Annotated in this window: 24 protein-coding genes and 1 pseudogene; 5 read left to right on the top strand and 20 right to left on the bottom strand. The window is 39.0% G+C overall.

The window, feature by feature from the left end; all coding sequences use genetic code 11:
* Window positions 1-5 precede the first annotated feature (5 nt).
* Window positions 6-335, top strand: a pseudogene (locus tag D3873_RS12060) (YnfA family protein).
* A 33-nt stretch (window positions 336-368) separates the two neighbouring features.
* Here the strand turns inward: D3873_RS12060 and D3873_RS12065 are convergent.
* The 13 genes from D3873_RS12065 to D3873_RS12120 all read right to left on the bottom strand — a co-directional run bounded on the left by D3873_RS12065 (window position 369) and on the right by D3873_RS12120 (window position 10,631).
* Window positions 369-1,442: a PQQ-dependent sugar dehydrogenase gene (locus D3873_RS12065; RefSeq protein ID WP_238473787.1), complete on the bottom strand. Its 1,074-nt coding sequence runs from the start codon at window positions 1,440-1,442 to the stop codon at window positions 369-371.
* A gap of 192 nt (window positions 1,443-1,634) precedes the next feature.
* Window positions 1,635-2,144 carry a YcxB family protein gene (locus D3873_RS12070; RefSeq protein ID WP_119884247.1) on the bottom strand — a complete coding sequence of 170 codons (510 nt, stop codon included), beginning with the start codon at window positions 2,142-2,144 and terminating at the stop codon, window positions 1,635-1,637.
* Entirely contained in the window at window positions 2,141-3,115 is a 975-nt protein-coding gene (locus D3873_RS12075; protein ID WP_119884248.1) for a DMT family transporter, read from the bottom strand. The genes D3873_RS12070 and D3873_RS12075 overlap by 4 nt, the downstream gene beginning before the upstream one ends.
* Window positions 3,116-3,276: 161 nt before the next feature.
* Window positions 3,277-4,602 carry a midas domain-containing protein gene (locus D3873_RS12080; protein ID WP_119884249.1) on the bottom strand — a complete coding sequence of 442 codons (1,326 nt, stop codon included), beginning with the start codon at window positions 4,600-4,602 and terminating at the stop codon, window positions 3,277-3,279.
* 36 nt (window positions 4,603-4,638) lie between these two features.
* A complete protein-coding gene (locus tag D3873_RS12085) occupies window positions 4,639-5,517 on the bottom strand; it encodes a hypothetical protein (RefSeq protein WP_119884250.1) in 879 nt (292 codons plus the stop codon).
* A 346-nt stretch (window positions 5,518-5,863) separates the two neighbouring features.
* A complete protein-coding gene (locus D3873_RS13495; protein ID WP_162920200.1) occupies window positions 5,864-6,004 on the bottom strand; it encodes a hypothetical protein in 141 nt (46 codons plus the stop codon).
* Window positions 6,005-6,026: 22 nt separating this feature from the next.
* A complete protein-coding gene (locus tag D3873_RS12090; RefSeq protein ID WP_162920201.1) occupies window positions 6,027-6,440 on the bottom strand; it encodes a CPBP family intramembrane glutamic endopeptidase in 414 nt (137 codons plus the stop codon).
* Window positions 6,441-6,723: 283 nt separating this feature from the next.
* The gene (locus D3873_RS12095) at window positions 6,724-8,367 is read right to left on the bottom strand and encodes a DUF2075 domain-containing protein (protein ID WP_238473788.1); all 1,644 of its coding nucleotides are present in this window, start codon (window positions 8,365-8,367) and stop codon (window positions 6,724-6,726) included.
* Between the two features lie 85 nt (window positions 8,368-8,452).
* Window positions 8,453-9,193 (bottom strand): SDR family NAD(P)-dependent oxidoreductase, encoded by a 741-nt coding sequence (locus D3873_RS12100; RefSeq protein WP_119884252.1) that lies wholly within the window; start codon window positions 9,191-9,193, stop codon window positions 8,453-8,455.
* Window positions 9,194-9,220: 27 nt separating this feature from the next.
* On the bottom strand, window positions 9,221-9,532 hold the full coding sequence (locus D3873_RS13705) for a TIGR04104 family putative zinc finger protein (RefSeq protein WP_119884253.1): 312 nt from the start codon (window positions 9,530-9,532) through the stop codon (window positions 9,221-9,223).
* A 36-nt stretch (window positions 9,533-9,568) separates the two neighbouring features.
* The gene (locus D3873_RS12110; RefSeq protein ID WP_119884254.1) at window positions 9,569-9,772 is read right to left on the bottom strand and encodes a hypothetical protein; all 204 of its coding nucleotides are present in this window, start codon (window positions 9,770-9,772) and stop codon (window positions 9,569-9,571) included.
* Between the two features lie 134 nt (window positions 9,773-9,906).
* On the bottom strand, window positions 9,907-10,116 hold the full coding sequence (locus D3873_RS12115) for a hypothetical protein (RefSeq protein WP_119884255.1): 210 nt from the start codon (window positions 10,114-10,116) through the stop codon (window positions 9,907-9,909).
* Window positions 10,113-10,631, bottom strand: coding sequence for an AAA family ATPase (locus D3873_RS12120; protein ID WP_119884256.1), 519 nt, complete (start codon window positions 10,629-10,631; stop codon window positions 10,113-10,115). Before D3873_RS12120 ends, D3873_RS12115 begins: the two co-directional genes overlap by 4 nt.
* A 116-nt stretch (window positions 10,632-10,747) precedes the next feature.
* Here D3873_RS12120 and D3873_RS12125 point away from each other — a divergent pair, with 116 nt between their 5' ends.
* The 4 genes from D3873_RS12125 (at window position 10,748) to D3873_RS12140 (ending at window position 13,482) form a co-directional block, all read left to right on the top strand.
* Window positions 10,748-11,134 carry a hypothetical protein gene (locus D3873_RS12125; RefSeq protein ID WP_162920203.1) on the top strand — a complete coding sequence of 129 codons (387 nt, stop codon included), beginning with the start codon at window positions 10,748-10,750 and terminating at the stop codon, window positions 11,132-11,134.
* Window positions 11,135-11,197: 63 nt separating this feature from the next.
* Window positions 11,198-11,602 carry a VOC family protein gene (locus tag D3873_RS12130; RefSeq protein WP_119884258.1) on the top strand — a complete coding sequence of 135 codons (405 nt, stop codon included), beginning with the start codon at window positions 11,198-11,200 and terminating at the stop codon, window positions 11,600-11,602.
* Between the two features lie 101 nt (window positions 11,603-11,703).
* Complete coding sequence (locus D3873_RS13500) at window positions 11,704-11,880, top strand: hypothetical protein (RefSeq protein WP_162920090.1); 177 nt, start codon at window positions 11,704-11,706, stop codon at window positions 11,878-11,880.
* Between the two features lie 594 nt (window positions 11,881-12,474).
* Complete coding sequence (locus D3873_RS12140; RefSeq protein ID WP_119884260.1) at window positions 12,475-13,482, top strand: NADP-dependent oxidoreductase; 1,008 nt, start codon at window positions 12,475-12,477, stop codon at window positions 13,480-13,482.
* A gap of 93 nt (window positions 13,483-13,575) precedes the next feature.
* Here D3873_RS12140 and D3873_RS12145 read toward each other — a convergent pair whose 3' ends face one another.
* The 7 genes from D3873_RS12145 to D3873_RS12175 all read right to left on the bottom strand — a co-directional run bounded on the left by D3873_RS12145 (window position 13,576) and on the right by D3873_RS12175 (window position 17,140).
* Window positions 13,576-14,679, bottom strand: a complete 1,104-nt coding sequence (locus D3873_RS12145) for a flavin monoamine oxidase family protein (protein WP_119884261.1) — start codon at window positions 14,677-14,679, stop codon at window positions 13,576-13,578.
* Between the two features lie 96 nt (window positions 14,680-14,775).
* Window positions 14,776-15,126: a DUF1428 family protein gene (locus tag D3873_RS12150; protein ID WP_119884262.1), complete on the bottom strand. Its 351-nt coding sequence runs from the start codon at window positions 15,124-15,126 to the stop codon at window positions 14,776-14,778.
* Window positions 15,127-15,363 (bottom strand): hypothetical protein, encoded by a 237-nt coding sequence (locus D3873_RS12155; RefSeq protein ID WP_119884263.1) that lies wholly within the window; start codon window positions 15,361-15,363, stop codon window positions 15,127-15,129.
* Entirely contained in the window at window positions 15,363-15,686 is a 324-nt protein-coding gene (locus D3873_RS12160; RefSeq protein ID WP_119884264.1) for a YbjQ family protein, read from the bottom strand. The genes D3873_RS12155 and D3873_RS12160 overlap by 1 nt, the downstream gene beginning before the upstream one ends.
* 140 nt (window positions 15,687-15,826) lie before the next feature.
* Complete coding sequence (locus D3873_RS12165; protein WP_119884265.1) at window positions 15,827-16,342, bottom strand: GNAT family N-acetyltransferase; 516 nt, start codon at window positions 16,340-16,342, stop codon at window positions 15,827-15,829.
* Between the two features lie 78 nt (window positions 16,343-16,420).
* Window positions 16,421-16,846, bottom strand: coding sequence for a type II toxin-antitoxin system death-on-curing family toxin (locus tag D3873_RS12170; RefSeq protein ID WP_238473789.1), 426 nt, complete (start codon window positions 16,844-16,846; stop codon window positions 16,421-16,423).
* 30 nt (window positions 16,847-16,876) lie between these two features.
* Window positions 16,877-17,140, bottom strand: a complete 264-nt coding sequence (locus D3873_RS12175; protein WP_162920204.1) for an AbrB/MazE/SpoVT family DNA-binding domain-containing protein — start codon at window positions 17,138-17,140, stop codon at window positions 16,877-16,879.
* Window positions 17,141-17,339: the final 199 nt, after the last annotated feature.

Genomic DNA, 17,339 nt, shown 5'->3' on the forward strand with positions numbered 1-17,339 from the left:
GAAAAATGATACATGCATTGCACTTATTTTTACTCACTGGACTCGCAGAAATTGGAGACGGCTACCTCATTTGGTAATGGCCACGAGAAAACAAACCATTGTACTTTGGACTTCTCGGAGGAATTGCGCTTATTTTATATGGCATCATTGCGACATACCACGCTTTCCCAACGTTCGGACGAGTCTATGCTGCATACGGTGGCGTCTTCATCGTCTTGTCCATACTATGGGGTTGGGGAATCGACAAAAAAACACCGGATCTCTATGACTTGATCGGCGCAGCAATTTGTGTCGTTGGCGTTTCCGTGATGCTATTTGCCCCTCGCGGAACGTAATGGAAGAAGAGAAGCAAAAACCTTCTCTTCTTTTTATTCGTCCAATTTTACTCGGTAAAACTTATCGTCCGTTTCACTCGGCGTTCCTCGACCGTCTGTGTTATTGGAAATGAAATATAAATAATCATCTGCAATCATGACATCACGAACTCGACCAACATCTTCCATCACAGCGCGATACATCTCACTTTCTATATCGAATGCAAGGACGGTCGTTCCGCGAAGTGCTGCGACATACAATATGTTGTCATGTAACGCCATTCCTGAAGGTGCCCACGTTCGATCACTTCCAGAGGTAAAAATTGGAGTGATCATCCCTTCCTCTTCATCCCTTCCTTCGATAACTGGCCATCCGTAATTCTTTCCGGGCTCGATTTTGTTAATCTCATCATTTGCTGCTTGTCCGTGCTCACTTGCATACATCGTACCGTCTTCCGCCCACACGAGTCCTTGAGGATTTCGATGACCGTAACTATACACATACGAATCGTTAAACGGATTATCTTCTGGAATCGAGCCGTCTACATTCATTCGCAGAATTTTACCTGCGAGCGAGTCGACATCTTGCGCTAAATCAGGAGTGGAAGCATCTCCAGCCGTTGCATATAATTTCTTATCTGGTCCAATCGCGAGCCTTCCTCCGTGGTGCACATTGCCACTGGGAATAGCGTCCACAAGTATCGATGTCTCCGTCCAAGTATTGTCTTCTAGAGACAATTCTACAATCCGATTAAACTGGCTGGAATTCTCTTCATACGTATAATAGGCAAACGCTTTTTGTGATGAGTCGAAATCTGGTGCTAAAACAAATCCAAGTAGTCCAGCCTCAGATGCATCGGACAAATCCTTCGAAAGTATCACTTTCTGTCTTGTAAGATCCCCGTTTACCACTTTTGCAATTGTTCCATTCCGTTCGGAAATGAAAAACGTCTCTCCATTCTTTTCAATCGACCACGGAATTTGAAAATTGGTCGCGAGCACTTCCAACTCGTCGTTCCCTTTCGTTTCTTCATCAGTTAGCGGCGTAACATCTTCGAATACATTAATTGGGAAACAGCCCGATAGAACTACACTAGATGCTACAAATAAAATAAGTACATACTTCACGTTGCAAGCTCCTTTCCTGTCCTCAAGGATTACCTTTTTTTTCATACTCGATATCGACAAGTTGGCTTCTTTCATTGTTTTAAAAAATCGTATCATGAATTGGCATGTCGCGAAAATATCTGGAGTACGGAATGCGGGAATGAAAAAACCCTTCCATCTTTTGTGATGGAAAGGTTGGAGAACCACATCTATTTACCTCATCTTATCTAGAACCAAATCTTTTACTTCACGCCACTGTGCGATTTCTTGTTTCGGCAAAATGTAGGCACTCATCGATGTATTATAGATGTACAGATTATGGTCATCTTCTGTCAGTCGTTGCAGGCTTTGCCAAGATGCAGACGTTTGGCGACCTTCTGAAATATCCGTGATACCTTCATCAGTTAACGTCATTTCATGGGTTCCCAGAATCCCTTTGCTATCTCCTTCTTGGATAAATTTCTCCGTTCTCTTTTTGATCGAGCGATAAAAATAACGTGGATAGAAGAGAATCCAAGCTAATCCAAGAATCGCAAAGCCGACAAGTAGATAAGCTAGCGGCATTTCCGTCACCCTTGAAAGAACAATTGCTACGAAAAGATACAGGATAGGTATTCCAAATCGTTGTAACTTTAAGGATGTCTGGACAGTTTTCGAGTTTTCTATGTGATGCATATTGAATTGTACATATGCCTCTTCCGATAGATGATAGATCAATTTCATACTATTTCTCCTCCACTTTTAGCGATAGAATTTAATGGTTTTCGACTGTAGTTGCTATGTATGATCATTCCTACTACGACTAGTAACATTCCACCCCATGCTAGCGAAGAAGGAAATGCTATGGAAAGTAACCATATCTCCCCGCCTAATGCAAAGAGCACTTCTAATGATTGAGTTGCTTCCACGGCTGCTAATTTCGTCATATCACCTCGGACAAGATCGGTCGCCATAAAAAATAAGACAGTGGCAATGACACCAGAAAATACTGCAACTAAAAATGATTGGGAAACTTGCGACAGAGATGGTGGACCTACAGTGTTTGCGCCAACTATTGCAAGCACTACCCAAAATGGTAGACTTGCGATTGTCATTCCGAGGACGCGCTGATAGGCATCGATTCTCCCATCACAAACCTCCATCATTTTCCGGTTCCCAAGAGGATAGGAAAAGGAAGCGATTAGAACTGGAAAGAGTCCAAATACGAGCTGTTTTGTCGGAATTGTCTCTGCATGTTCTAGTTGCATGAGCACAATACCAAGTAGCATCACAGAAGAGAACGCTACGCCCCGCCACGCAATTTTATGCCGCACTTTCGCTTGGCCACTTTTCGTTTCCAACGTCGTAAAGAACAACGGTGCGAGAAACGCTCCCGATACAATTGTGACTTGCCACGTCCCTGCGATTAACCAACCGGGAGCATACGCAGCCGCAAACGTAATCGGTGCGTAAAACAAACCGAAACCGACAAAACTCCAGACTAACCACTGAACGGGATCTCGCTTCATTTCCATAAAAAGAGCACACAAATTTCTACGCAGCCCGACTAAAAGAAGTAGAAGTGGCACCATGAAAAAATAGCGAAGAGACGCACTCCACAACCAACTACCTCCCGCTTCTTCCATCGAGGCATTTAACACAAACGTCACCGCGAAAAAGAGCGATGCAAAGACACCAAGTATAATAGGACGCATACCCAAAATCCCCCAACAACTTATTGTTTCTATTATAGACATAGAAAATAACTGTATGATAGATGGTGGAACGAAAAAAATCCCTTTGCCAAGTGATCAGCCCGGCAAAGGGATTTAGGATTGAATGTCATGTAAAACGTGCATTCAATCAACTATTCTTATTATCGCAGTGATAAGAATCCTGCATGGTGATTAGATTCTTCCTCCATCACCATGAAGTTTACGCCAACCCCTAAATCAATAGCAGACATAAACGACGAATTGTTATCCATAGAAGCTGCACCACCAGAGACACCTAAGTCAGTTGCTAAACCAAATTGATCCTCCGATAAGCCAACATCCATCGCATTGGTTACATCTGCAAAAAGAGAAGTTGCTTCTTCCTCTTCTTCATTGGAAAGATTGACTCCAAGATCTGTCATAGATGAAAGATCACTTTTTGTCTCTTCTTCATTACTGATAAAAGAACCAGAAAGTGTGTTCATAAGGGAAGCATCAGCATTTGTTGAAGAATCTTCATCTTCAAAAGCTGTACCGATTGTTCCTCCAGTAACCGATTTAAACGAGCTCATTGTTTCATCTTCATTCGATTCAAATGAACCCATCACATCGTTCATTACATTCCCTTGAACGGACGAATAGCTATCTTCATCTTGAGCACTAAAACCAACCGCTGCATCTGTTTCATTTGAAACGTCTGTTGTGATTTCATCTTCATTTACCATCACGTCAGCGTTCGTGTCGTTTGAAGCCTCTGCTTCAACTGAGTTATCTTCGTCCTCAGTCATCACGCCTACTGCTGCATCCGTTTCATTGGAAACGTCTGTTGTGATTTCATCTTCATTTACCATCACGTCAGCTTTCGTATCGTTGGAAGCTGTTGCTCCTGCTGCTAGTGATTTGTCTTCACCTTCAGCCATTACACCTACTGCTGCATCCGTTTCATTGGAAACGTCTGTTGTGATTTCATCTTCATTTACCATCACGTCAGCGTTCGTGTCGTTTGAAGCTGTTGCTCCTGCATCTAGTGAGTTGTCTTCGTCCTCACTCATCACGCCTACTGCTGCATCCGTTTCATTGGAAACGTCGATAACGATGTCGTCTTCATTCACCATCACATCAGCGTTCGTGTCAGTTGAAGCTTCTGCTTCTAGTGAGTTGTCTTCCTCTTCAGCCATCACACCTACTGCTGCATCCGTTTCATTTGAAATGTCAGAAGAGATGTCATCTTCATTCACCATCACATCAGCGTTCGTGTCAGTTGAAGCTTCTGCTTGAACATCATCATTTTCAAGTTGGAAATCAACTGAATTCAAAATTGACGTTACGACGGAATCATCGTTACCGTTGCTAAAAATCGAAAGATTTGTTTCCTCATTATTTTTAACCATCGTATCGTTTTCTGCTGCAAATGTTGCATGTCCTGCAGCCAAGGTTCCTAGTGTCATAGCTCCTGCTAACGTAAGTGTACGTAATGTATTTTTCATCCTTATATTCTCTCCTTCTTTTTTCATTAGATTAAATTAGTTGTTTATGAAAAAAGAAAGAGTTTGTGGTGGCTGAGACGGCGGTGCGTTCATCCACTGGTCATACATCACTCGACTTTGCTCGGCAAGTTGAACTTGGACAGTCGTTTCAAGCGCTAGTTCATTTGGTAATGTTCCAACAAAAATGGAACTAGAGGTAGCTGAACCTCCAATTGAACTTTGTCCTTGTTGAAAGCCACCTGACAATGGGGATGGTTGGATTCCTATTTCCTTCTGGCGATGCCAGTCCATTGAATCAATTGGAACTTTCACAGGATTCGCTTCTTCTCGCTTCGCGATCGGCTGTGTTTCCTTCGCAACTACCTTATCTTCCATCAGTCTAAGTTTACTTACAGGTACCGTTTTCTCCACATTTTCTGGATTTTTTAGAGGCATACTCGGATTTTCAACCTGTTCATCCTGTTGTACGAATGGTTCTTCTTCAACAGATGGTGTTGAAACATCAATCGATATACGCTCTTTCGAATCAGGATCTGCATCCATCACAGGTGTCTCCACTTGAACAGTGGAAGGAGAAACCTTCGTTTCTACTACTGGTGTATCCACTGTCACTTGGATATCAGGAGTCGCCTCAATCTCTGCAATTGGCGTTGAAACCTGTATCCCTTTTTCAGAAGTGGTCTTCACATCCGCCACAGGAGTAGAAATCGAAATTTCCTCATCTGTTGTAACGGAAATGACATCTGTTTCCACCGTTATATCTGGTGTCGCTATTTCTACCGTTTCAGTTGTTTCGTTCACTATAGTAGAAACAGGTTCTGTTACAGAAGACAATAATCCTTCAGCTCCTGCCGTTTGTGGAACGAACCATAAAGTAGAAAGTGCAATCGTTGTCCCGAAAAGTAGTTTTCGCACGCAGTCTGTCACCTCCCTTCCACATCAACTTGATTACTATACAGAAAGTAAACGGTCCATTTTGAAAAGAGGATTAGTTTTTTGAGTAAATTAAGAAAATAGTCATAAAAAGATTTGTTATGCATGGGTTATAGCTCATAATCTTCTAATAAAATTCAATATGTATGAGAGAGTTTTGATAAAAAAATTCAATTCATAAAGTATAATCTATGTGAATACCGAACAAAAAAGCTAATGCAAGAAATAATCACGACAGATTGAACCGTCATGATTGTTTCTTCCATTAGCTTTAACTGAGACCGCAAAAAAGAATGATTGTTTACACAATCAGCCATTTCAACCTTTTTTACGAATAAAAGAAGACTTTCACCACAATTCCAATGATTGCTAAACACAACACAAGCATTGCTCGGCGATTATTTGTTCGAGATTCTTTACGTCTATTATGTTCACGCAATACCGGATACTCTCTTTCCAAATTCCCCACGTACCTCACCTCTCCCATGCGATTAAAGATAATTTGTTAGTACAATAAAAATATTCCAAGCACTGTGCACGATCACTGTTATCCATAAAGATTTAGTCGCGAAAAAAAGAATTGTATAGAGAATTGCCAATGTGAAGCCAAACAACGGGTACAGCGGGTGCAGAAAAGCAAATAGTGTTGCGGATAAAATGACACATATCCAAACTGGGAGCTTCTGGCGAAGTCCGCCTATTAGCATTCCTCGAAAAAAGAATTCTTCCCACAGCGGAGCAATAATAATCATGGCAACAAATAATACAGGCGAATAATCTGTCGATAGATTAAAACGTAAAGCAGTCTTTACTGATTCCTTTGCAAAAGGGTCTAGAAAAATAATCTCCTTATATACAACCATCATTACAACTAATGATCCAAACGAAACTACTAGATTTTTCACGTTCCAAACATCCGATTTCTTCAAGTGGTTACTTAAATTTCCTCTTACCTTAGGAATGAAAAACACACTCATAAGAAAGATGATACCTAACACTAAAAATAAGTAGTCCTGGTATTCAAAAAGAGAACCACTTATAGAAGTCAACTGACCGAATATCAGCAAATAAAGAAAGATACCAATGGCATAACCCAAAATAATGAGCTCGTATGAAATATGCTTCACCCCTAAGTCGCAAGTTTTTTCGACTAATTATATAGAAGACTCTCAGAAGTTAATATGTAAATTACTCTTTCTGTTGAACTAGTTGATATTCCAAAAGTTTCTTTCGCAGTGCATCATCGTATGCATAGATATAAAGACCATTGATGCCACGTTTCATCAGAATATTGATGGAATTTAATACAATTTTTTCTTTACCCTCCGCAACGTTTTCAATGCCATTCATTCCTGAGTACGCACCTTTGTCCATATATAAGTCAGTATCAATGACAATTTCGTCGCGAGTTTCATCGTATTTTACAGATGGACCTAACACGACTCCCACGTAATTTAAATCAAACCCTTGAATGGTATAAATAGAACCTGCTTCGTGAACAGTATCTGGATTTTCTGCCCACGTATATTTTGGGCTAGTTGTATTCCATGGTATTTGATAATCGCCATTCGACTCTTTCACATAATACGTTTCTCCATCTTTTTTATGTAAATAATCAAATGTCGATACTACTCTACTTAACCCAACTACTTCGTCTCTCTTTTTTATGGCAACAGATAACTCTTGAAGCGTTTTAAAAATCTTTACTTCGTAGTTATTATCTGTAGGAAGTGGCCACAACTTCTTTTGTTTAAACGCATTAACCCAGTTAATAACTTCTTCATTTGCTTGCATCCGAAATTGATTCGTAAGCTGATATTCTTCCCAATAAGTGCTTTTCTTTTTTAAGGTATCTAACGAATTGCCATCCCATAGACTTTTTAACTTTAGCACTTGATCTTGGTCAAAAATAATAACCACAACACGTGCTAACTTTAGTAATTCCTCTAAATGGTTATTTGCATGAAAGTTATTGTACGTATCGGATTTTGTTAAGAGTAAATGGGCTTCATCTACAAAGATAATGTCTACCTGCTTATTTTCTTGCTGCAATTTATTAATTAGAGGAGTGGGCTTCGCAAAGTTTTTCGCCTTTAAATGCTTCACTTGTTTCGCAATATCTTTGTACGTTTTAAACATTTCTTCATGGTTCACAACTAAATAATTTTCTGTTTTGTACAATGGAGAAGATGCTTCCTCTGCTCTTTCTTGAATAGTGTTAAAGATGGAACTAAGAACGACACTCTTTCCAACTCCAGCTTCACCTTCAATTACTAATAAACTACCGTACGCTTGCGCATCATTTCGAACTTGTTCCTCGCAAAATTCAAGAACTTTTTCTTTTAACTCCACTTGCTCTAATGTTAACTCCTTAAATGGAGATAGTTTGAAGATATCTTTGTTTTCAATCACGTGAAGGGGATGATCGACTAAATTATTTTTCATTAATTTCGTCCAAATTTGCCTGAAAATATCATGATCGTAATAAGACTTATTGTAATAATTGTGGGTGAAATCACTTGAAGTCTTGCTTTTGTTTTGAAGTGTGTATTTCTCGTCCCCTAGAAAATAATTTATGAGCTTCGTCTCTAAGTGGAATGTAGCGGATCGATTAAATTGTTCATGTTTAATTAAATTTATTTGATCCATATTTTTACGACTTTTTAAATGTGCCTTCATTCTATTTTTGAAATAAACCGTTTCACCTATGTAAGCTTCCTTATGTCCATTCAGAACATAGATAACTGGATAGTTTAAAAAGTGCGTATCATTATTTAGATAATCGATACTTTCTTTTTCAAACGGCCAAGATAGAACTTCTATTGCTGACAATTACATCCCCACCTATCTTTTGATTCCCTTAGAAATGAGAAAAGCAAAAAATTATTCATATCATTTTACACATTAGTGCTATTCTTTATTTCATCATCCCACCATCTACACTCAACACATGTCCGTTGATGAAAGCGGATTCATCGGACGCAAGAAATAGATACGCATTCGCAACGTCGATTGCTTGTCCAAAACGTGGACTCGACGTAATCATGCTCATTTGCATTTTCACATTGTCTGGGATAGTTTCAGTCATTTCTGTTTCAATGAAGCCTGGTGCAACGGCATTCACGTTAATCCCTTTTTTCCCGAATTCTTTTGCCCATGTTTTTGTCAGTCCAATCACTGCCGCTTTTGACGCCGCATAGTTGGACTGCCCGATATTTCCACCGATTCCTGTAATCGAAGACGTGTTAATAATTTTGCCTTTTCCTTTATCGAGTAAGTGAGACAGCACTGCCTGAGCACAATGAAACACTCCACTCACATTTACATCCATTACTTGTTGAAACGCCTCAAACGGCATTTTCTTGAACATATTATCTTTCGTAATTCCCGCATTGTTGATTAACACGTCTATCCCACCAAAATCTTGTACGATTGCCTGCACCACGTGATCCACTTGATCACGATTTGTCACGTCTAATCTATAGAATCGTACATGGTGGTAGGTCTCCTGTAGTTCTTTTTCAAGCGCTTTCCCTCTCTCTTCATTTCGATCAACAAAAGCCACTTGAGCCCCTTCTTTTAAAAATAACCGAACGGTTGCTAGTCCAATTCCGCTCGCTCCACCTGTAATCATGACTGTCTTGTTTTGTAAACGCATTCTATTTCCTCCGATGTGTGGATGATTTTATGTTATTTTTTTATAGCGAATTGTAAATGGGAGACTGAGCATCACTACTACTGTCCAACTCAATAAAATTATGAGTGAGCTACGTAAACTTACTTCGAATATTGGGAAACTAAAGAATTCCAAGATGAGTAGTGGAAACGAAATGATGAATGCCACTTTCCATTTCTGATCAAATGGCACTTTATAGACAGTTCCGCACTTTTTACAATAAATTGGTCGATATGCTAAATTCATCGATTTCCAAATTTGTTTCCAGGTGAATTTCTCTCCACAGTTTTCACAGCTTTGCATCAAATTCTCTCCCCTCATAATCTCAAGACTGATAATGAAGATTCCTTCTATTCCTTACATGGTTAAGAAAATACTTTTATATGTACCTTGGAAAAACAAAATAATATCTCCGAATGCTTCGATTGCAAAAAAGATAAAATAATATGTTGCAGTAGTCACTTTCTTCCCAAATAATTCGTTCACAGCTTGAATGAATAACTGCTGAAAATTGAACCAGTTGAGTATCCAAGCAATGAGTAAAAATGTTGCAATTGCCACTCCGTTCACTCCTTTTTTCTTCTCTATAATCTAATGGTAATGAAGGACTTGGAACGAAAGTGCTGAAAGACAATTCCAAGGGAAACCTCGACTATCCATTGCATGAAATTATTCCCCCTCACATAAATTGAGCACTACGCTTTCTTCCGACGAATTCCAACTTTAGTCGTTTTAGCAAGCGCCATATATAGTAGGAAGCTAATGATGACTGCATTTTGAAGTGCGATGACAATTAGTAAGACGGACGATTCGTCTGTACTCGAAGCATTGAAAACCATTCCAGCTAAAAGAAACAGTAGAAATGTCATAATAAGCACTCCAATAAAAATCCCTATGTACTTCACATTCGAGCCTCCTCAACGAACCGCTGCATATCTTCCTTTGTTTTGATAAATCGTATTTTGTCTGTTAAATGGTCGTATGTATCGAAAAACAGCTGCTTTTCCACGTTTTCAAACAATCGATTCCACTGATACATTTTGCGGAAGATGGTAAAGGTAGGAATATAATTCGCTTTTTCCAGTTTGAGCTTTTGTTTCACAAACCGTTTCGTTATTCGGACGACACGTTTCCTATAAGGTGTATCCAGTAACACAATGATATCGGCTTCCTGAAAGGACTGCGCTACCCATTCTGCTTGATGAACGCCATCGACTATCCAATCATTTTGAGCAAGTATCTTCTGAAGTTTGGCATCACGTGCTTCAGGAGTTCTTCGTATACTCCCACCAGGTGTTCGATCCCATACCAGGTTATCGATTTCCGTATGCTGTATATTGAGCAGATTACTTAGTTCACGTGCAAATGTCGTTTTTCCACTTCCAACAGATCCGATAATCCGAATTTTTTTGAATTCCATTTTAACTTCCTCTTTTCAACTACAACCATTTCTTTATTCGAGGTATATTGTTATTTTCTAACAATTTTGATAGTTTGTATATAACAGTTTGTCAGCAGATGGAGGTGCTTAGTGAATTGTTAAGGAAAATTCGGTTTATGGAAGTTCTTTTTGGAATATTTCTCGGTCTGTTTTTTATGAAAGATTATTTTCACGATAGCTTCTTGCCCGGACTTACACTTTCAAAGTTTCAAATGGGTTCTATTTTTATTTGTGGACTGATCATATTTCTGCTAATAGAGAAGTTTTTCTTGGATATTGATGGCATTGAGGAAGGCAAAAATAAAATAGCGATGTCTATTTTCATTCTTTACTTTGTAGCTCTCATCGTGACGCTTCATTTCTTTGGAGGGAAATCGATTCTTGGAATTGAATATAACACTCCCTTTATTTGGGTTATGGTTTTTCTGTCGTTATTTGATGTATTCAAGTTACGACAAGTAGAAACATTAAATGTGAAATAGGCGTCCTTTATTACGAAGTGTTAAAACATTTTTTCTAAATACTGATATTAAAGGAGCATTACTATGCCAATTATTGCGTATTTAAATTTCAATGGAAACACAGAAGAAGTCATTCATTTTTACGAGGAAGTATTTGGAACAGAAGCTGCTCAAATTCAGTATTTTAAAGACATGCCTGGACAACAGGTCGACGACGAAACTGCGAACCGTGTGTTGCACGGACGATTAGAAGTGTACGGTACACCTCTATACTTTTCCGATTCGATGCCACATTCGCCTGTCTCACATGGAGATGGAATGACGTTAGCTGTTGTTGGAGACGATGCCGAATTGATGAAAACACAATTTGATGCGTTAGCTAAATCAGGCAAAATCATAATGCCTCTTCAAGAAACATTTTGGAGTAAGGCGTATGGAATGGTAGAAGATCGATTCGGGGTACAATGGCAATTTAGCCATGAAGCGTAGGTAGATTTATAAGGGAATAGTGATTTAGTGAATAAATAAAAGTATGCATTTTTATGTAGCTCTTAAAGTTCGTATCGGCTTCAAAAAAAAGGGGGATTCAAGTGATTTGGTTATTTGTTGGTAGTGTGCTTGTCGTTATTGTTGCTTTTGCATTTTTGCTCGACAGGAGAGATCAAAAAATGAACGCTGCTAATCAGAATCACATTATCTCGTCTGCAAAGCCAGGCGAAAGCACGAACTATACAATGGGAGATAATCGATATTCAAGCGGTGAATAGTTTGCGTTAGATAAAACTTTCCATAAGTTCTTCTTAGAATGGAGTTTCCATATGATCATCAGAAAATTTCTCACCGCCATGTTAACTTCTTTTATGGTTGTACTTATTTATTTTTCACTCGATCCATCGAGTCCCGTACTGCTATTCGGAATATATTTGTTCTCCATCCTTATGTTTGTCGGAATCCCCACTTCCATCGTCTCGGATTTTCTTACGAAAAAACAGCAAGGACTAAGCAGACTACTCACATCATTTATTCTTCATGTTGGAGCCGCTTCATTGCTTGTGCTTTTACCTTTTGCTTTGTATGAGATTAACTGGAATCCTCAAAACTTCTTTTTCGTCACATCCCTATTTTCATCTTTTCTCTTTTGGACATTCGATGAGATGCTAAAAATTCAGCTTATTAATAAAAAACTCTGTATGAATACTTGAGGATATAAAGGAGCGAAAATGCTCTTTTTTTAATGCAAAATGAAATTGACACTTGAATATTCATTTATGGCTTTTTCATTCCTCCAAATGCGAATCATTATCTAAAATCACCTTGCCGCGTTACAATACTCAACAAGCACTCGAAGGAGGAATTTACGTATGCAAAAAAGTATACAATTAAAAAAGCGACCTGTAGGAACTCCTACGTTAGAAGATTTTAATCAAGTGGACGTTGCAATTCCAGAACCATCTGAAGGTGAAGTACTAGTCCGCACAGTATATATTTCCGTAGACCCTTATTTACGTGGTCGAATGAATGAAGGAAAATCGTATGTTCCGCCGTTCCAGTTAAATGATGTAATTTCTAGTGGTGTGGTTGGTCAAGTGGAAACTTCCAAATCGGAGCACTTTTCAGAAGGTGATGTCGTCATTGGGACACTTGGATGGCAAGAGTATAATCTGGCGAATGAAAAAACGATTCGAAAAATCGATCACACACAAGCGCCCGCATCTGCTTATTTAAGCATTCTCGGAATGACTGGTTTGACTGCGTATTTTGGATTACTCGACATCGGAAAACCTCAAGCAGGTGAAATGGTTGTCGTCTCAGGTGCAGCTGGTGCTGTAGGTTCTGTCGTGGGACAACTTGCGAAGATTAAAGGTGCTCGTGTAGTTGGGATTGTTGGTTCTGATGAAAAGGCAAATCTGATTAAAAACAAGTTTGGCTTTGATGAAGCAATTAATTACAAAACGGAAAACGTCGGAGATGCGCTTGCGAAAGTTTGTCCAAATGGCATTGATGTCTATTTTGAAAATGTTGGTGGCGAAATTGGGGATGCAGTATTCCCGCTATTAAACAATTTTGCACGTATTCCGGTTTGTGGAGCAATCTCTGCTTACAACAAGTCGAGTGCCGATATTGGCCCGCGCGTTCAAGGTTATTTAATTAAAACAAGCTCACTCATGCAAGGCTTTACAGTTGGAAATTATGCACCTCGTTTCAAAGAAGGTGCGGACGCACTTGCAGAATGGCTAAAAGAAGGAAAGCTCACGTATGAAGAGACAATTACAGAAGGTTTTGACCATACGATTGACGCGTTTTTAGATTTATTCAAAGGCGCGAATGTAGGAAAAGCGATCGTGAAAGTAAGCGACATTCAGCAATAAGCTTTGATATCGGAAAATGAAAGGACGGACATTTCACTCTTGGTGAGATGCTCCGTCCTTTTATCTACTTCATATTTGTTATTCTCATTCTTTCTACTTATTAAGGTTACGCAGTTGTTCTACAACGAATTCTGCAGAACGAAGCGCACCTTCTAAATGACCGCCAAACTCTGCACTCGTTTCTGTTCCTGCGAAAAAGATTTTGTTGTTCCATTCTCCCTTTACTAAGATAGGGTGGTAGTGTGGAAAATCACGTAATGGTGGAAAATCCTCTTTTGTGGCAGTTTCTTTCTCTAACGACCAATCCTGATAAAAAATCTCTTTTACACTCGCAGCTTCTTGGCCAAATAATCGAACAAGTTGATCGAGCGCAAACTGAATTACTTGATCTTTTCCTAGCGACTGTCTTTCTATAGCTGGAATTCCCACAAATCCAAATAGAGCAGCTCCGTCGTTCTGAGGAGATGCATCATGTATTTCTTGTAGAGGACCAACCCAGCTTGTTGCATATCCAGAAAGACCTTTCTCACGCCAAAACGGCCGGTCATATACCGCAACAAATTTGGCTTGTCCCGCCATCCAAGTTGCCGTTTGTTGGAGATGTGTTGTTACGACTGTTGGTAAGGAAGGAATAAACTGAATATCCCGTGAAATAATACGTGGAGGTACGGTCATGACGACCGCTCTCGCTTGTTCTTTTTTGTGCTCTCCATTTTGGCAGATAGATTCCACGACTACTTCTGAATTGTTCAGTAATTGAACAGTGACGGCACGGGTGGAAAGTTCTAGCTGGTTTAACGGGATTTTTCTATACAAGGCATCGATTAATGATTGTACGCCACCTTCAAATCGACGTGACTTAGCAATAGCGTTTTCAGGCAAGTGAAAGCGTTCTGGCGGCTGACTTGGAGTCCGTTCAGAAAGCATTGCTCCTGTCGTATATTGCTCAAATGTTTCTAACTTCAACTCATGGACTAATTTCGTCATGAACGTTTCGCTCTCCGGCCAGAACCACGTTGGACCTAAGTCCACGTTCAACTCTTTTTGACTGCTACTTGCGGAAGCGGTTAAAACCCTTCCTCCAACTCGTTCCCGTGCTTCTATTACTTTGAACGGAATATTATGTTCCATCAGCAAAGAGGCAATACGTAAACCACTTAACCCGGCTCCAATAATGACGACAGGAAAATTGTCCATCTTACTACCTCTTTTCTTTCTACCTCATTAAATTCTGAAACTTGCATTCGTTAAAACAAAATAACCTACATTCATTGAAAAACACTCTTGGTACATTTACACTCGTTCGAATTCTCCGCGAACAATGCGAGTGATATCAATCGTTGCCTTCATGTCTTCAAATAAGGACAAGATGCGAGAATCTTGGTCCACTTTTTCTAACACCTCATCATGATGTCCTTTATCAATAAAGGTCGCGATGGAAAACATCAGTGTTTCATTCTCGTGAAGTTCGATATTTTCGCCTAGTCCAATACTGTTATATTTCCCGTCAATATGAACGGGTTGGAACGTTTCATCCGACAGTGCACCATATTCAACATAAATTTCCCCAGCCTGCTTATTGATTGAAACAAATTTCGCTTTGTTTTCTAATTTCACCGGATACAAATAGATGACAGAATACATTCACTTCACTCCTTCCTCTTCCTTATAGAATCGCTCTCCTGTCGTTGAGTTAAAATAGACGACAAGACGTTTATTCGTTGTTGGATCAATCGATACTTCGGAAGTTCGTTCAAATCCATTTGGAACGGCATTCCCATGTCGATTCTTCATTCTTCGATCCCAGATAAACCACGACCCAATAATAAGTATAAGTACGACAATGAATTGAATTCCGTAAAATCCAAGAATCCATTCCATTACTGTTTCTTCTCTACTCTGACTGCAGTTCCATACGCCACAATTTCGCTCATGTTTTGTCCTATTTCACCCGAGTCAAAACGCATCATAACAATCGCATTTGCTCCCATTGCAGTCGCATTGACGACCATCCGATCTACCGCTTGTTTTCTCGCATCCTCGAGCATTTCTGTATACTGACTAATCTCTCCACCCATCAACCCTTTAAACGATGCCACAATGTCTTTTCCAAGTCCTCGTGCTCGAACCGTCAAACCAAAAACAGGCCCATACACTTCTTTCACTTCATAATTCTCGATTCTTTCTGTTGTAACGATTAACATTTTCGTATCCCCTTTGTTATTCCTACACTTTATTTGATTATAGTGGATACCATTCTCAAATGGTAAAATTTTTCAACTGCATTTTATTCCAATAATAAAGAGAACCTTAGTCATCAAGATTCTCTGTTCTATCTACCATATTAAATTTCTTTCAACATTATGTAATCCAATTGTTCGTCATCTCCCATGAAAAAGGAGTGTGATGAATGACGGACAAAACCAAGTTTATTGTAAAAAGCAAGTGCATTAAAATTGTTTTCCCATACGCCTAGCCAAATTTTCTTCTTCTCGTTTTCATTCGCAATATCCAATGCTTTTTGGTATAAAAGCTTGCCGACACCATGCTTTTGAAATTCCTGTAGAACATAGATACGTTCAATTTCCAGCGTATCTTCTCCCATATCTTCCGTTTGCCCAGCGCCTACGTTCACTTTTAAATAACCAGCCAACTTGTCATCAACAGACGCAAAGTAGAAACCAGAATTGTCATTTTCAAGCTCTCGTTTTAGCTTGTTTAAATGAAATGCAGCATCCAAATACTCTTTCATTATCACGTCCGTATTGTGGGCTCTAAACGTTTCATCATAAGTTAGTATTCCGAGCGTTTGGAGCGCATAAAGGTCATTCATTGTGCAGGAGCGTATTGAAATGTTCATCGAAAGGATCTCCTTATTATTGCATTGTTCACAACCTAGCAATATAACGATAGAATGCTTTGCCTAAAAATTATGCGATTAGAAGTTGTCAGGTTTGAGTGGTTTGATATACGGCTCCATTTCTCGAACTAAAATTGAAACTGCGTCATTTGATTTAAATTTTTCATCTACTGCTAGATATACTGTGAAATCTTCCGCTTGTTTATTCGTTAAAGAAATCGTGAAACCGTTCATTCTGAGAAAAACTAGAAATGCAGCAAATGCGGTTCGTTTATTACCATTCTGAAAAATATGTGTTGTAGTTATGGAGTGATATATACAGCAAGCTTTTTCCACCACGCTAGGATATAATTCTTCACCGAAAAAGTGTGAGGATGGCCTTTCAATCATTGCTTCGAATCGGTCTAAATATTTTATACCCGCTTGGTCTAAATCATCATGTTTCTTCATAATCGCATAATGTATTGCTAAATATTGCTCATCCGACAATAGTTTGATGTTCAACGTCAATTCCTCCAATGACTAAGCGAATAATTAGCGATCTTTTAAATTAAGCAATGCTTCGTGGTAGTCATCAATCACGCCTTCAAGAACTGTTAAAAATTCTTTATCAATTCCTTTAGGTAAATAAGAAATCTCTTTTTTTCTATAAATTATTTCATCTTTTCCTTCTACAAATATCGCTTCAAGCTCCTCACCTTTTTGAAGGTTCAGCTTTTCGGAAATTTCAGAAGGAATACCGACTGTTAAACTGTTTCCAGTCTGATGAATCTTTCGAGTAAAACGTTTTTCTTTCATAGTTTCGACACTCACCTTTATCATCCTTTCTATATAGTATGTGAAGTAGCACAAAAATTATAACATAATTCTGTAATTACATTATAACATAATTACATAATAACTTAAAGTCCTCAAGGTATATACACCCTGCAAATAGTTGAAGAAGTTATAATCCTCTTACAACACCTACAATTGAGGGAGACTTATAGAATAGGAC

Origin of the sequence: Paenisporosarcina cavernae (assembly GCF_003595195.1) — a bacterium.
Taxonomy (GTDB): domain Bacteria; phylum Bacillota; class Bacilli; order Bacillales_A; family Planococcaceae; genus Paenisporosarcina; species Paenisporosarcina cavernae.